This is a genomic window from Pseudophaeobacter arcticus DSM 23566 (assembly GCF_000473205.1).
Classification (GTDB): Bacteria; Pseudomonadota; Alphaproteobacteria; order Rhodobacterales; family Rhodobacteraceae; genus Pseudophaeobacter; species Pseudophaeobacter arcticus.
Map to the genome: position 1 here is coordinate 714,535 of NZ_KI421507.1, position 14,568 is coordinate 729,102.

Genomic DNA, 14,568 nt, shown 5'->3' on the forward strand with positions numbered 1-14,568 from the left:
ATGCGGGTTATTGATATAGATCAAAAAAAACATCCAAAAATCAGAATATGAACATTTAAGACGTATCCATGATGCGTATTATAGCTATTCAAGGAGTCCCCCGATGGAGATCGGACTGGTCGAGCTGTCACGCATGCAGTTTGCGCTGACTGCGATGTATCACTTTCTCTTCGTGCCGCTGACGCTGGGTCTGTCGATCCTCGTGGCGATCATGGAGACCGTCTATGTCATGACGAATCGTCCCATCTGGCGGCAGATGACCAAATTTTGGGGCTCACTGTTTGGCATCAACTTTGTGTTGGGTGTTGCCACCGGGATCACGATGGAGTTCCAGTTCGGCATGAACTGGAGCTACTACAGCCATTATGTTGGCGACATTTTTGGTGCGCCGCTGGCGATGGAAGGTCTGATGGCCTTCTTCCTTGAAGCGACATTTGTCGGCCTGTTCTTTTTTGGTTGGGATAAGCTGAGCAAGGTTCAGCACATGGGGGTCACCTGGCTGGTCGCCATTGGATCAAACTTTTCCGCGCTATGGATTTTGATCGCCAACGGCTGGATGCAGAACCCGGTCGGGGCTGAATTCAATCCTGATACCATGCGCATGGAGATGACCTCGTTCTATGACGTTCTGTTCAACGAGGTGGCACAAGCAAAATTCGTACATACCGTGTCCGCCGGTTATGTCACGGCCTCAGTCTTTGTCTTGGGGGTCTCGGCGCTTTACCTGATTCAGAACAAGCACAGAGATCTGGCCCGGCGATCAATTGCGGTATCATCCGCTTTTGGTCTGGCTGCGGCGATGTCGGTGGTCGTCCTTGGTGACGAGTCTGGCTATTCGGCCAGCCATACACAAAAAATGAAACTCGCCGCAATTGAAGCAATGTGGGAAACCCACGACGCTCCCGCCCCTTTTACGGCCATTGGCTTTCCGGACCAGGAGGCGCGTGAAACCCACTATGCTGTGGAAATCCCTTGGGCGATGGGCCTGATTGGCACCCGCAGCTTGACCAAGGAAATCCCGGGTATCAATGAACTTGTCGCCGAATCCGAGGACCGGATCCGAGCAGGCCTGATCGCATATGACGCGCTGATGACCATTCGAAAGCGACGCGACAGGACACCGCAAGACGTGCGGGACAGGTTTGAGACGCATTCCGGCAATCTTGGCTTTGCCCTGCTGCTCAAGCGCTACGCCGATGACCCGCGCGACGCAACAGAGGCCCAGATCAAGATGGCGGCGGACGATACGATTCCCGGCGTGGCACCACTCTTTTGGGCGTTCCGGATCATGGTTGCGCTTGGTTTCAGCTTTATCGGGGTGATGGCCTATTTCTTCTATCGCGCCTCGTTCCGACAAATGCAGTTCCCACGCTGGTCGCTCTATGCGGCCGTTGCCATCATCCCAACACCGTGGATTGCGGCAGAGCTGGGGTGGTTCGTGGCTGAATTTGGACGCCAGCCCTGGACCGTGGACGGCGTGTTGCCCACGGCATTGAGCCTGTCCCACCTCAGCATCGCCGATCTGTTGATCACGCTTGCTGGGTTCCTCATCTTCTATTCAGTCCTCTTTGTGATCGAGATAAAACTGATGGTGAAATACATCCGCAAGGGGCCGTTTCTGGACGTGGATGAGACCAACGCCTGGCAGCAACGTCACGCGGCACGGCTGCGGTCTGATGCCCGCCTTTCCTCTCCATCTGCCACATCTGCGGAGTAAGATAGATGATCCTCTTTGAATTGATCGAATATGATATCCTTCGCGTGATCTGGTGGGCGCTTCTGGGCGTTTTGCTGATCGGATTTGCTTTGACCGACGGTTTTGACATGGGGGTTGGTGCATTGCTTCCTTTCGTCGCCAAAACCGATGTGGAGCGCCGGGTGGCGATCAACACAGTTGGCCCGGTCTGGGAGGGCAACCAGGTGTGGTTCATTCTGGGTGGGGGCGCGATCTTTGCCGCTTGGCCACCGCTCTACGCGGTGAGTTTTTCGGGCTTCTATCTTGCGATGTTTGTGGTTTTGGCCGCTTTTATTGTGCGCCCGGTTGCGTTCAAGTACCGGTCCAAGCGCGAGGGCGTCAAATGGCGGTCCCGCTGGGACTGGGCACTATTTGCTGGTGGGGCCGTGCCTGCGCTGCTGTTCGGCGTTGCTGTCGGCAACGTGCTGCTGGGCGTGCCTTTCTATCTGACCGAAGACCTGATGCCGATGTATCCGGGCAATTTTGCCGTCAAATTCCTTGGCCTGTTGCACCCCTTTGCGCTGCTGGCCGGTGGGGTGTCGCTGTCGATGCTGTTGATGCACGGTGCGGCTTGGCTGTCCCTAAAGGCTGAAGGTGTGGTGGCTGAACGGGCCCGCGCCATCGGGGGGAAGGCCGGGATGGTTGCCGCAGCGGGATATGCCTTGGCAGGTCTCTGGCTGGCAGTTGGTGTCGACGGCTTTGTCCTCGGTGACGTGGCCGCAAACGGCCCGTCTAACCCGCTCTATTCTGACGTCACGCAGGCCGGGTCATGGCTGAAAGCCTATTCTGATCGGCCGTGGATCGCGGTTGCTCCGCTGATGGGATTTGCCGGGATCGGGCTGGCGGTGCTTGGCTTGCGTGCGGGACGCGAAGTTTCGACATTGCTGTGGTCTAAGATGGGGATTTTGGGGATCATCTCCAGTGTTGGCCTGACGATGTTCCCGTTTATCCTGCCCTCGACCCTTGATCCCAACAGTTCCCTGACCGTTTGGGACGCGTCGTCATCGCACCAGACGCTCTTTATCATGCTGGTGGCCACCGCCATCTTCATGCCTCTAATCCTGATGTACACGGCATGGGTCTATAAGGTCCTTTGGGGCAAAGTGACTGAAGAGCAAGTCACTGAAAAATCGGAAACTGTATACTAAAGGAGATCTGATAGATGTGGTATTTTGCATGGCTTCTCGGCTTGCCCCTGGCGGCGCTCTTTGCCGTCCTTAACGCGATCTGGCTGGAGTTGCGGACAGATGCCTGTTTCTCGGAGGAGGGGGAGTGCCCCATGGGAGAACACAAAAACTGAATGGCCGGGGGAGGGATCGTTCCTTCCTCCCTCACACTGGCGCGGGGCTACTGTGACAAAGGGTCCGTGCCCTCCAAAGCACACTCAAATCACTTGGTTTCAGTAAGGCCGCCGAAGATAAAGTGCTTTTCCTCGCCGCTTGTGTTGCTGCAATCGTGACCGAGCGGCCCGCGCACAGGAGGCCCCCGCCACGCTGGTCACGATCCTAACTGTGTCAGAACGGCCAGCCCAGTTGGTGGCAATGGTACTGGCAATGGTACTGGCGATGCAGGTGGCGAACCAAGCGGCAGGTCCGGGGCACTATTGGGTCAGGCCCTGTTCATGCGCAAAGCCTCCGGCCTGGAACCGACGGCAATAGGGGCTCTGCTGCCCCCCCCGCATCCCGGCCCGTAGATGGTATTTACGATTGTGACGCTGGCCGGAACGTGGGGGGGAATTTCTATGCCTTGCAGGTTTAGCGATGCTGTCCCCAACGTGGGAAAGGGTCCGGCAAATCTACCCAGTCTTGCGGGCGAAATTCTTCGGCGGTGAGCAGGGCAGAATTTAGCCGCGCGCAAATGGTCTCGCGTTCCAGGCCAACACCGATAAACACCAATTCCTGTCGGCGATCTCCCCAGGGGTCGACCCAGTTCCTGGCAATTTCCGCTTGCGCCTGTGGATGGGTGGGAAGGCGGTCTTCAGGTACTGCAGCCCACCAAAGCCCCAGTGGTTTTACGGAGGACAAGGCTCCAGCCAGGCTGAATTCAGCGGCCCACTCGGGTTGGGTTGCGACCCAGAAATGTCCTTTGGCCCGGATCACCCCTGGCAAAGTTCCGTTGAGTATCTGGTGCAGCTTTTGGGGATCAAATGGCGCGCGCGCATGATAAACAAAAGAACCAATCCCATATTCTTCGTCCTCCGGGGTGTGATTGGCAAAACCATAAAGTTCCTTGGCCCACATCGGATGTTCATGGGCGGTCTCAAAGTCGAACAGCCCAGTGTTCAAAATCGCATCGGCTGAGACCTCGGAATGGTTGGTTTCGATAATCTTGGCATCACCATTCAAGGCACGGATGATTTTGCGGGCGGTGTCTGTCCGGTCGCGCCCGGCGTCGGCAACCTTGTTGAGGATCACCACATCTGCAAATTCAATCTGCTCTGTCAAAAGGCTGACAAGACTACGATCATCCTGCGCGCCCAGGGATTCCCCACGATCTGTCAGGAAATCATGGCTTGAAAAATCTTCCAGCAGGTTCACGGCATCCACAACCGTGACCATGGTGTCCAGACGCGCAACATCGGAGAGGCTTTGGCCATCTTCATCACGGAAATCAAACGTGGCGGCGACAGGGAGCGGTTCGGAGATACCTGTAGATTCGATCAACAGATAGTCAAAACGCCCCTCGCTGGACAGATTGCGCACCTCTTTCAGCAAGTCATCGCGAAGCGTGCAGCAGATACAGCCATTGGACATTTCCACCAGCGTTTCCTCGGAGCGGGAGAGTTCAGTGCCTTCGCGCACCAAATCGGCATCAATGTTCACTTCAGACATATCATTGACGATCACCGCCACGCGGCGCCCGTCTCGATTGTTCAGGACGCGATTCAACAGCGTCGTTTTGCCTGCGCCGAGAAACCCGGACAAAACCGTTACGGGAAGGCGGGTATCAGATGCTTCGATGTCTTTCATAGCAATGGGTCTTTCATTGAATTTTCCACAAGGGCAGGGCGGGGTCGCAATAGTCTGATATGTTATTTCATAACATTACTCAATCTGAAATTTTCCTGCCTATGGACCTGCTGATCAGGGGTGGTTGATGCAATTCTTTGCCCATAGACCACGGCGGGCGGTTTGCCGCCACGGGCAGAATGTTGGCTTGGTGTTGTAGAATTCGATCCGGTTGCTGACGGCAAGCGCCAGTTCAGCTACCAGTTCAGCGCCTGCCAATTGCCCTAGATCCTCCATCCCCCCACACCAGGTCGATGTGTGCACAGGGGGGGGCAGTTTGAAACAGGCGCGGCATCAGGTGCGAGCCGCTTTTGTCAATACGGGTCGGCGCAGCTGCTACTTCCGGTTTTACGGCCCAAATACCTTTGGTAATAACTCTGAATACCTCTCCCATCGCGCCACGCTTTTGGTGTTGACTGACTGGCGCGCTTGTGTGCTGCTGACCGTCCGGATGGCGGCGGTGTTCTCGGCAGGGTTGAGCATCTCGGGGTCAAACGGCAGGTCGCAATAGTCCGTGATCGACCGTAGGGTCGCTTCGGGCGATTGAACCAGATCTTCGTAGTGGCTCTCCAGAAACTCCGCCCCCAAGGCCCGCCAATCCGCGATGGTCTTTTCAAACAGTTGGATTCGGTGCTGGATGCGCTGTTCTTCGAAGGTGAAGTTCTGGCCGGGATCATCAAAGTAGTTCTCGAACATGGACAGGGCAACGTCCCGGATGTCCCGCCGCAACAGGATGATCCGCGCCTCGGGCATGGCCGTGTTTATCCAGCCCAGATGGGCATAATTCGCTGGCATCTTGTCCACGGTCCATCTGGCTGGCCCCACGGCAGATTGGAACCCTGCATAGGCCTGCCGCAGCTCGGGCAGAGCGTCAGTGATCGAGGTGCCCGTCATCAGCCGCTTGCCGATGAACCGGTTGAACAGCGCGACCTCTCCCAGTCCCGCAACCCCGTCCCCCTGTGAAAGCATGCGTTCCAGAAGGGTCGTCCCCGACCGTGGCAGGCCGACGATAAAGATGGGTGTCGCGGGCAGCAAAGCCTGAGTGGCTGGAGATATCACAGAGGGGGATTCAGCCCGATAGCTGTCGCGAATGGCAGTGTGAAACTGACTGTCGGCCTTTGAATCATAGGGGCGGTGCTTTGCTGCGAGCCGATTGGCGCGAAGGACCGATGTGACATACTGTGGATCATCCTTGGCCCGCTTGGCGATGGTGACCCGGGCAAACTCCAGATGCTCGCGCAAAGCCGGTGGACAGCCCGCAGCCTCTGCCTGGTCGATCTGCCGGGACAGTGCGTCCAGCTCTTCGGGTGCAACAAGATCCGCCAATTGCCGCAGCGAGTCTGGCCCGAATTCTGACGAAAGGCTCATAAGCTGGCGAAAGGTCTGCGCGGCCTGGGGAAAGTCCCCGGTTTCGCGCTGGCGGATTGCCAGGTTCTGCAGCACGGCGGGCAAGTTTGGGGCGATGGAATAGGCCCGCTCGGTGACCTCGATCGCTTTGTCTGACTGGTTCGAAAAGGCATAAAAACGGCCAAGGTTCACCATTGCGATGGCGTGGTTCGGATGAAGCTCCAGCAGCGCCTCCAAGGCGGAAATCGCGTCGAGCAATTGACCGTTTTCTTCCAGAAGAATGCCGCGCAAGAAGAGCGCTTCGGGGGCATTGGGGTCCTGGGCCAGGGCTGCGCCGGCGGCTTGCAGTGCGGATTCGACGTCACCAGCAGCACGCAACATGTGGATGCGCGCTATCAAGACGCTGAGGTCACCTGGAAATTTTCTTTCCGCCCGATCCAGCACATCCAATGCAAAATCCATTTGCCTGGTATCTGACGATAGTTGCGCCAAATTCAGATAGGCGTCTGGTCCGGGGGTGCCCATTTTGATGCACTTTGCAAAGTCCTTGCGCGCGTCCTGTTTCTTGCCACGTGCGATATTTACCAGGCCAGAAACAAAGCGGACCCTTTCACTCGAAGGAAAGGCTTTCAACGCGCGCCGGGTCTCGGCCCAGGCTCCTTTTGGATCTGTCGCGAGAAGCGCATAGATCTGAGAGGCTTTGTTGTGTCCAATATCGCGATCATCGGTTTGCAACTGGATCGTCTCCCTGGTTTGATGGGCTATCCATCCTGATACGTTACGGGCGCGATGATGTGTATGCCATCATCTTGGATCTGCTAGCGACGTCGTAGCAGACACCGACGCGGAATGCAGCCATAGCAATTGAGATCACTACGTCTTTTCGCACGGTTGATTGTTGGAGAAAGGTTTGCTGTTCACCTGGCAGCGGAACGCATTGTCTCCATCCCTAAGTGCTTCAAATCCATTCTCAAAATTATCTCTCTCTAAACCGAGCCGGAGACGAGTTTCAAGAAACTTGCGTGAAGCCGACATTGAAACAACCTGCGGCATCCGCTTGAATGGACCCATAGGGTGCTGCCTGCGCATCACAGGCCTTGGGGCTGACTGCAGCATTTGCGATCCTGCGTTTGAGCATTTGAATGGCGGCTTTCGCAAGCAGTTGGAAGGTAACCAAGTCAATTCCTTAGCTCCAGACCAGTTAGATTGCCAAAGGATCGGAAGGGCCAAAGTTCGGGCCGACTGGCTGCGCCCGCCGTTGTTAAAAGACACTGTCAAAAAGCGATCTTTGCTAGCGGATCTTTGACTTTTTTGCAGGCTCGTCAAAGTTCAACCATAGCTTTCCTGCCTTGTATCCGCCTTTGATCAAATACCCTGGCTGATGAATTTCCGGATGCTGCTCCGCCCAGTCACGATATCGGTCATTTGTCACCACCCTGGCTCCCAGATCACGCGCGGCGGTCAGAATAGCGGGGTCTGCGGGCGACCCTTTTGGGACCACCATCACCCGTTCTTCCGACAGCCCCAGAGCTTTGGCCAAAGCGCCGTCATTTTGATAGGCCCCGGACAAGAGGTAGCCGGCATTGGCATCAAACACGACGCCGGGGCTGTAGCCTGCTGCTTGCAGTTCCCGGATCACTTCTTGGAGAGTTTCGATTTGAGGAGTGCCGTCACGCCAATGCATGACATTTGAACCGTCTAAGATCACCCAACGCCTTTGGTGCTTGGTGAGAGCACGAAGGACCAGCACCAGACTGGCAATAAAACAAGGGCCTGTGACGAGGACAAACTCGGAAAAACCGGCAAGGAATAGTGTTCCGCCAAGCGCAATGCTTGAAACTATGAGCAAAAATACTGGGGTTTTCATGGAAACGTCGTAGCTCTCTTTTTCGGGCAGTTCCAGTCCCCATCCCAGCCAGAGCCGCGCCCTGAATCGCGGGTGTCAAAAAATCGCGGGTGTCAAAACCCTGAGAAGGCCCGAAGACCGGGGCGCTAGAGTTTCAGCGTTTCTACGATAAGGCCCGCGCTCCGATATAGACCACAGATTTGGCCAGCGGTGCCAAATGCAGGCTTACAATGCGTCGACGAGAATAGCGTTCAAGGTGGACCCAGAACGCCGCAGGACCGCAAGCGACTGAAACTCATCTGAGTTCCAAAATGCCTCACCATGCTCGCGGTCGGGGAATTCGATTATGAACGCAGCATCCGGCACAGGGCTTTCTCCCTCCATGCGCAGGGGATTGCCGCCCCGTACCCTGAATACTCCTTGGTGCTGCTGCACAACTTCGGGGATCTTGGAAAAGTATTCCTCCATCCAATCCCGGCTCTGAATCATCATCTGACCGATAACAAATGCCGCCATGTTGGTTTCCTCGACTGTGAATACCCATACTGTTTCGAGAGCGTAGGATACTTGCGCGGCAGTCCGCAATGCGAGGGGCGCTGATAGTCACTTTGGTCGCGTCCCCGGAAACGAGGCGTTATTCATTTCCCTATGACGGCAAGGTGCAGGGAAGGGGAGGATCGTCTCCAAATCATGACAACAATTGCTGTGGCCGCGATCTGGACTGCTCCGAACCCCAGCATCGCCGGGAGCAGGCCAAACATATCGGCCAGTACGCCGCTGGCGATCACCGGCAGCGAGAAGCCGAAATAGGCATAGACAAACAGCCCCGCCGTCGCCCGCGCCCGGTCTTCTGGCGCCCGCAACGAGACTTCTGCCAGTGAGGCCAGATAGGTGAAGCCATAGCTCGCCGCGCTGGTGATGCAGGTGCCGATAAGAACCAATGCCAATAGCTTGAACCAGACACCGCCCAGAAGGATAAGAAAGCCAAGCGGGATCAAGACAAACCCAAGGGCAAGCGCGCGGGCGTTTGTCATGCGCCGGGCAATTGGCTGGCAGAGGAACCCGACGAAGATTGCCAGAAAAATAACGAGACCAGTCCAACCGCCAAGATCATTCGCGGCGAGCTCCAGCGGGACCACTGCGATGGTCATGCCGGTTGTGGCCCAGGCCAGCGCCATTGCCACCCCAAAGACCCAGGTGCCCGCCGGAAAAACCGGAAGACGCAAAAGCGAGACCGCGCGCGGCTTGTCGATGCGGGGCAGCCCGAGGGCAATCACGGCGAGCATGGGCGCTGCAATGAACAGGGCGATATAGCTGGCGGGCAGCAGCGTCGCCCCCTGCACTCCGAGACAGATACCGGTTGCCAGCGCCCCTCCGCCAAAACCAAGCGACGTCGCGGAGGTCACAATCAACGCGGCGGTTTTTGCCCGATCTGCGCCAAGGATTTCGGTCATATAGGCCGTTCCGGCGGTGGTCGCGAGACCGGTGCCTATCCCGAGCAGCACGCGTGCGATCACCAGACTTGTCCAGCTTGGCATCTGCACCAAGAGCGCCGTCGCAAATGTGCCAAGGACCAGTGCCAATGTAATCGGCACCCGCCGCCCGATCCGGTCCGAAAGCCCCCCAAGTAGCACCAGCGTCGGTATCAGGCCCCCGACATAGGCCGCGAATGCCAAGGTTACCGCCGTCGCGCCCACATCACTTGCTGCCGCGTAGACATCGTACAGCGGTGCCTGAAGATTCACCGCGAAAGTTACCGTGAACAGAGCAAGGGCAAGCAAGGGTATCGGAATCAGTTTGGACATGGGCGACCTCAAAGACTGCATAGAGGTGGCAATGGCATGGTAAAATTTGCATGACAATTTTTATATTGTCATAGGTACAGTGAGGTGTAGATACAGTGAGGTGATGACCAAAGCGCGATATATACGTTTGGCTGATATGCTCTCGACCGCGATCCACGAGGGCAAACTGGCTCCGGGCACAAAGCTGCTCACCCATCGCGCCTTTGCCGAGCAGGCCAATGTGGCGCTTGCAACCGCGACTCGCGCCTATAGCGAGCTTGAACGCAGGGGCTTGGTGGTCGGTGAAGCAGGGCGCGGTACCTTTGTGCGCGACCTGGGCCTGCCCCCCACCCTTTGGGTCCGCCAAGCCGTGGAGGAGGGTCTCACCGACCTGGTTTTCAACATGCCGGGTGACGCCGCCGATGCAGATATGTTGCGCGCGGGGCTGCGGCGGCTCGCGGCGGCGGGCGATCTGGATGCGATGTTGCGCTACCAGCCACACGGCGGGCGCCCCCACGAGTGCCGGATCATCGCCGAAAGCCTTGTCTCCAGACTTGGCCCAATTGACCCGGACTGCCTTTTGGTCACCTCTGGTGGGCAGCATGGGCTGGCAACCATCGCTCTGGGGCTTTTTCGGCGCGGCGCGGCAATTGCAACTGACAGCCTGACCTATCCCGGCTTTAAATCCATTGCGGCTTTGCAGGGGCTTGATCTCATCCCTGTCGAAGGGCGCGGCGGCGTGATGAACCCGGATGATTTGGAACGCCAATGCCGCAGGCACAAACTGCAGGCTATTTACCTGATGCCTACCGTCCATAACCCATTGGGCGCGGTGATGGATACGCCGACGCGTTTGCGCATTATCGAGATCGCGCGAAAGCACGACCTTTTGATCATCGAGGATGCAGCCTATGCTTTTCTGGAACTGGACCCGCCGCCAAGCCTGTTTTCCCTCGCGCCGGAGCGGACCCTTCATGTGGGTGGTTTTTCCAAAAGCCTCGCGACGGGACTGCGGCTGGGGTATGTGATCACACCTGCGATCCATCTCGACAGATTGCTTGAGGCGATCAGAGCGACGACCTGGAACGCACCGGCGTTGATTTCGGGCCTGGTTACCGGCTGGATCGAGGACGGCAGCCTCGCCAGATCCGAAGAAAGCCGGAGGCGGGACGGGGCGGAACGTCAGCAGATTTGCCGGGCCGTTCTGACGGATTCCCCTGTTCTTTCTCATCGCAATGCAGGTTTTGCCTGGTTGCCGCTCGACACTGGCATTCGGGCCGAACCGATTGTCACACGGCTAAAAACGCAGGGAATTTCGACCTGCGGGGCGGGGCCATTTTCAACAGCTGTTGCCGTCCCGCAGGCATTGCGCCTGGCGTTTGGTGGTCTGCCGAAGGCTGAGCTTAAAGGGCTTTTCCAAAAGGTCCGCGAGGCCGTCGAAGAAGCCTCTTTAGATTGAAAACTGAAAATCTGCATAGCCGAGATTTGCGCAGCCGCAGTAAAATGGCACCTTGTGCACCTTTTGCCAGTTCGGGCCAGTTTGGGCCCGTTTGGGCCTGTGGCGGCAATTTTTGAACGGTGGTTTCATGCCGTTTGGACCAGGCAGTGGTTGTGCCGTTCCAAGGGGTGCACTAGTCAGGGGAAATGAAATTTCTTGCAATATCTGGCAGTGGCCGGGCCACATCAACCAACACCGCTCTGCTCAGGGCTGTTTCTGAGATCGCGGGTTCTGACCATCAGGTTGCGGTTTTTTCCGGGGTGGCTGACCTGCCTGTTTTCTCACCCGACGCAGAGAATGGCCCCTTGCCGCTGCCCGTTCAAACCTTCATCGAGATGATCCGGAAAAATGACGCTCTGATTATCTCAAGTCCCGAATATGTAAGGGCAATTCCGGGTGGCTTGAAAAATGCCATTGATTGGCTGGTGTCCCGCGACGAGATTATTGGAAAGCCCATAGCGCTCCTGCATGCATCACACCGCGGGGATGATATGCTTGCTCAATTGCGACTTGTACTGGCCACGGTCAGCGATGGATTCGACCCGGAAAACTTTGTCAGATTTGAACTTATGAAACTTACACCAGAGCAAATATCCCAGACTATGCTTGCGCCACAGAACCAATCAAAGATCACTGATTTTCTGGCTAAGTTTACGCAGCAAGACATCTAAGCAGTAAGACAACCAAACAGGGCTCCCCCGTCCGCTGGACACCGTCCGCTGGACACCGGGCACTGGACACCGGGCACTGGACATTCGGCACTGGACATTAGGCACTGGGCACTGGCGCAGAACCCATCACGCTGCAAAACGCATACCGCTTGCAATCCTCGCGATTTGTGCAATAAGCCCCGCCATCCGGTCGCAGCCTACCCGGACATCAAAACAAGGGCCCCAAAATGAAAACACTTGTCATCTGCTCAGGCGGACTCGATTCCGTGTCGCTTGCGCATATCACCGCCGATGAGCATAGGCTCACCCGGCTTGTCTCCTTTGACTATGGCCAGCGCCACCGCAAGGAGCTGGACTTTGCCGAAGCCGCCGCCAAACGGCTGGGCGTGCCGTTCCACCTGATCGACATGCGCGGCATCGGCGCAGCCCTGTCGGGGTCGGCGTTGACCGACGATATCGACGTCCCCGATGGCCACTACGCTGAGGACACGATGCGTGTCACCGTTGTGCCCAATCGAAATGCGATCATGCTGTCGATTGGATTTGGCATCGCGGCCGCACAGGGCGATGACGCCGTGGCCACTGCCGTGCATGGCGGCGATCACTTCATCTATCCTGACTGCCGCCCCGGCTTTACCCGCGCCTTCGACGCGATGCAGCAGGCCGCTCTGGACGGCTATGCCCAGGTGCGGTTGCAAACGCCTTTTGTGGAACGCAGCAAGGCCGACATCGTCCGTCAGGGCGCGCAGCATGGTACCCCCTTCGCCGAGACCTGGTCCTGCTACAAGGGCGGGGCGGTGCATTGCGGGCGCTGCGGCACCTGCGTCGAGCGGCGCGAGGCCTTCCATCTTGCCAAGGTGAGCGACCCCACGGTCTATGCCGACCCGGACTACTGGACCACAGCACTTGCCAAGCAGGAGGCCGGGTGATGTTTCGCATCCGCAAGGAATTCCACTTTTCCGCCTCGCATCAATTGAGCCATCTGCCCGACGATCACCAATGCGCGCGGCTGCATGGGCATAACTACATCGTGGTGGTGGAACTGGCGGCCAAGACGCTGAATGCCGACGGGTTCGTGCGCGACTATCACGATCTGAAGCCGCTCAAGATCTACATCGACGACACCTTTGATCACCGGCATCTGAATGATGTCATGGAAGGTCCCTCGACCGCCGAAAACATGGCCTGCCATTTCTACGAGTGGTGTGCCGCGCGCTGGCCCGAAACAAGCGCTGTGCTGGTCAGTGAAACGCCCAAGACCTGGGCGGAATACCGGCCATGACGCTGCGCATCGCCGAGATTTTTGGCCCGACGATCCAGGGCGAAGGGGCGCTGATCGGTGAACCCACCGTCTTTGTTCGCGCGGGCGGCTGTGACTACCGATGCAGTTGGTGCGACAGTCTCCATGCGGTCGAAAGTCAGTATCGCCACAGCTGGGCAGCGATGCAGCCCGAGGCCGTCTTGGCCAGGATCCAACAGCTGTCCGGTGGGCAGCCGCTGACGGTTTCGCTCTCGGGGGGCAACCCTGCAATCCAGGACTTTGGCCCGTTGATCGCGCTGGGCCGGGCCGCAGGCTACCGCTTTGCCTGCGAGACGCAGGGATCGGTTGCCCGATCCTGGTTTGCCGAACTCGACACGCTGGTGCTGTCGCCCAAACCGCCTTCGAGCGGCGAGGAGGTGAACTGGGATGCCTTTGCCGCCTGCCGGACAGCGGGGCAGGGCGCGCGCCAGCAGGTGATGAAAATTGTGGTATTTGACGAAGAGGACTACCAATGGGCGCGGAGGGTTCACGCTGACCAACGGGAACTGCCGCTCTATCTGCAGCCCGGCAATCCAGAGGTCGACCCCGCAACCCCGGTTGATCCGCAAGCACTGGCCGACCGTCTGGGCTGGCTGACCGAAAAGGCGATGGCCGATGGCTGGTTCGCCCCCCGTATCCTGCCGCAGCTTCATGTCCTGATCTGGGGCAACAAGCGCGGCGTCTGACCTGATGGAGACTTTCATGTCCGAAGACATCTACAGCAATCTCAAACAGCTTGGCGGCGCCACCAAAATTCCTGCCAGCCCCGAAGAGGCAGAGCTGGAGCGTGTGCCCAACCCGCAGAAAGACGTGGCCTATAACGTTCGCTTCACCGCTCCAGAATTCACATCTCTTTGCCCGATGACCGGCCAGCCGGACTTTGCCCATCTGGTGATCGACTATGTACCCGGCCCGTGGTTGGTCGAGTCAAAATCGCTCAAACTGTTCCTGACCTCCTTTCGTAATCACGGCGCCTTTCACGAGGATTGCACGATCTCCATCGCCCGTAGGTTGGCTGATTTTCTTGATCCGCAATGGCTACGGATCGGCGGCTATTGGTATCCGCGCGGGGGTATTCCTATCGACGTCTTCTGGCAGACCAGTCCGATGCCAGACGCGGTGTGGATCCCTGACCAGGGCGTGCCGCCCTACCGGGGCCGGGGCTAAAACCGCGCGGGGGAGCAGCACATCCCCTAAGGGGCGCGCGCTGAAGATACAGTTCAGGAGTTCTGGGCTGTTTCCCGCGCGCGCCCAATCAGCGACTATTCATTGAGATATTTTCCGTCTGTGGGTTCACAAGCGACGTTCATGCTGAGGCCAGGCGAGGGGGGCACTTAGCCTCAAACGTTGAGCCAAACGCAACTGGTCGCCGGGATGCT

15 protein-coding genes are annotated in these 14,568 nt (G+C 57.7%); 9 read left to right on the plus strand and 6 right to left on the minus strand.

Annotation, left to right across the window (positions count from 1 at the left end):
- The first annotated feature begins 103 nt into the window (after nucleotides 1-103).
- From ARCT_RS0107345 to cydX, 3 genes are read left to right on the plus strand one after another with little or no spacing between them, the layout of a single operon-like run.
- Nucleotides 104-1,717, plus strand: coding sequence for a cytochrome ubiquinol oxidase subunit I (locus ARCT_RS0107345; RefSeq protein WP_027239482.1), 1,614 nt, complete (start codon nucleotides 104-106; stop codon nucleotides 1,715-1,717).
- 5 nt (nucleotides 1,718-1,722) lie between these two features.
- Nucleotides 1,723-2,883, plus strand: coding sequence for a cytochrome d ubiquinol oxidase subunit II (cydB, locus tag ARCT_RS0107350; RefSeq protein WP_027239483.1), 1,161 nt, complete (start codon nucleotides 1,723-1,725; stop codon nucleotides 2,881-2,883).
- Between the two features lie 14 nt (nucleotides 2,884-2,897).
- Entirely contained in the window at nucleotides 2,898-3,035 is a 138-nt protein-coding gene (gene cydX, locus ARCT_RS25625; RefSeq protein ID WP_036784574.1) for a cytochrome bd-I oxidase subunit CydX, read from the plus strand.
- A gap of 454 nt (nucleotides 3,036-3,489) precedes the next feature.
- Here the strand turns inward: cydX and ARCT_RS0107360 are convergent, their stop codons facing one another.
- From ARCT_RS0107360 to ARCT_RS0107385, 6 genes are all read right to left on the minus strand, one after another.
- Complete coding sequence (locus ARCT_RS0107360; RefSeq protein WP_036784577.1) at nucleotides 3,490-4,704, minus strand: GTP-binding protein; 1,215 nt, start codon at nucleotides 4,702-4,704, stop codon at nucleotides 3,490-3,492.
- A gap of 387 nt (nucleotides 4,705-5,091) precedes the next feature.
- Nucleotides 5,092-6,552, minus strand: a complete 1,461-nt coding sequence (locus ARCT_RS0107365) for a tetratricopeptide repeat-containing sulfotransferase family protein (RefSeq protein WP_161631303.1) — start codon at nucleotides 6,550-6,552, stop codon at nucleotides 5,092-5,094.
- A 547-nt stretch (nucleotides 6,553-7,099) separates the two neighbouring features.
- Nucleotides 7,100-7,267: a hypothetical protein gene (locus tag ARCT_RS28215; protein WP_161631304.1), complete on the minus strand. Its 168-nt coding sequence runs from the start codon at nucleotides 7,265-7,267 to the stop codon at nucleotides 7,100-7,102.
- A gap of 114 nt (nucleotides 7,268-7,381) precedes the next feature.
- A complete protein-coding gene (locus ARCT_RS0107375; RefSeq protein ID WP_027239486.1) occupies nucleotides 7,382-7,957 on the minus strand; it encodes an NYN domain-containing protein in 576 nt (191 codons plus the stop codon).
- 204 nt (nucleotides 7,958-8,161) lie between these two features.
- Nucleotides 8,162-8,452: a DUF1330 domain-containing protein gene (locus ARCT_RS0107380; RefSeq protein WP_027239487.1), complete on the minus strand. Its 291-nt coding sequence runs from the start codon at nucleotides 8,450-8,452 to the stop codon at nucleotides 8,162-8,164.
- Between the two features lie 122 nt (nucleotides 8,453-8,574).
- A complete protein-coding gene (locus tag ARCT_RS0107385) occupies nucleotides 8,575-9,741 on the minus strand; it encodes an MFS transporter (protein WP_036784580.1) in 1,167 nt (388 codons plus the stop codon).
- Nucleotides 9,742-9,844: 103 nt separating this feature from the next.
- Here ARCT_RS0107385 and ARCT_RS0107390 point away from each other — a divergent pair, with 103 nt between their 5' ends.
- The 6 genes from ARCT_RS0107390 (at nucleotide 9,845) to queF (ending at nucleotide 14,356) form a co-directional block, all read left to right on the plus strand.
- Nucleotides 9,845-11,179: an aminotransferase-like domain-containing protein gene (locus tag ARCT_RS0107390; protein WP_027239489.1), complete on the plus strand. Its 1,335-nt coding sequence runs from the start codon at nucleotides 9,845-9,847 to the stop codon at nucleotides 11,177-11,179.
- Between the two features lie 185 nt (nucleotides 11,180-11,364).
- On the plus strand, nucleotides 11,365-11,889 hold the full coding sequence (locus ARCT_RS0107395; RefSeq protein ID WP_027239490.1) for an NADPH-dependent FMN reductase: 525 nt from the start codon (nucleotides 11,365-11,367) through the stop codon (nucleotides 11,887-11,889).
- A gap of 227 nt (nucleotides 11,890-12,116) precedes the next feature.
- Nucleotides 12,117-12,818 (plus strand): 7-cyano-7-deazaguanine synthase QueC, encoded by a 702-nt coding sequence (gene queC, locus ARCT_RS0107400; RefSeq protein ID WP_027239491.1) that lies wholly within the window; start codon nucleotides 12,117-12,119, stop codon nucleotides 12,816-12,818.
- Nucleotides 12,818-13,171 carry a 6-carboxytetrahydropterin synthase QueD gene (gene queD, locus ARCT_RS0107405; RefSeq protein ID WP_027239492.1) on the plus strand — a complete coding sequence of 118 codons (354 nt, stop codon included), beginning with the start codon at nucleotides 12,818-12,820 and terminating at the stop codon, nucleotides 13,169-13,171. Before queC ends, queD begins: the two co-directional genes overlap by 1 nt.
- On the plus strand, nucleotides 13,168-13,875 hold the full coding sequence (gene queE / locus ARCT_RS0107410; protein WP_027239493.1) for a 7-carboxy-7-deazaguanine synthase QueE: 708 nt from the start codon (nucleotides 13,168-13,170) through the stop codon (nucleotides 13,873-13,875). The genes queD and queE overlap by 4 nt, the downstream gene beginning before the upstream one ends.
- Before the next feature lie 16 nt (nucleotides 13,876-13,891).
- The gene (queF, locus tag ARCT_RS0107415; RefSeq protein WP_027239494.1) at nucleotides 13,892-14,356 is read left to right on the plus strand and encodes a preQ(1) synthase; all 465 of its coding nucleotides are present in this window, start codon (nucleotides 13,892-13,894) and stop codon (nucleotides 14,354-14,356) included.
- Nucleotides 14,357-14,568 lie beyond the last annotated feature (212 nt).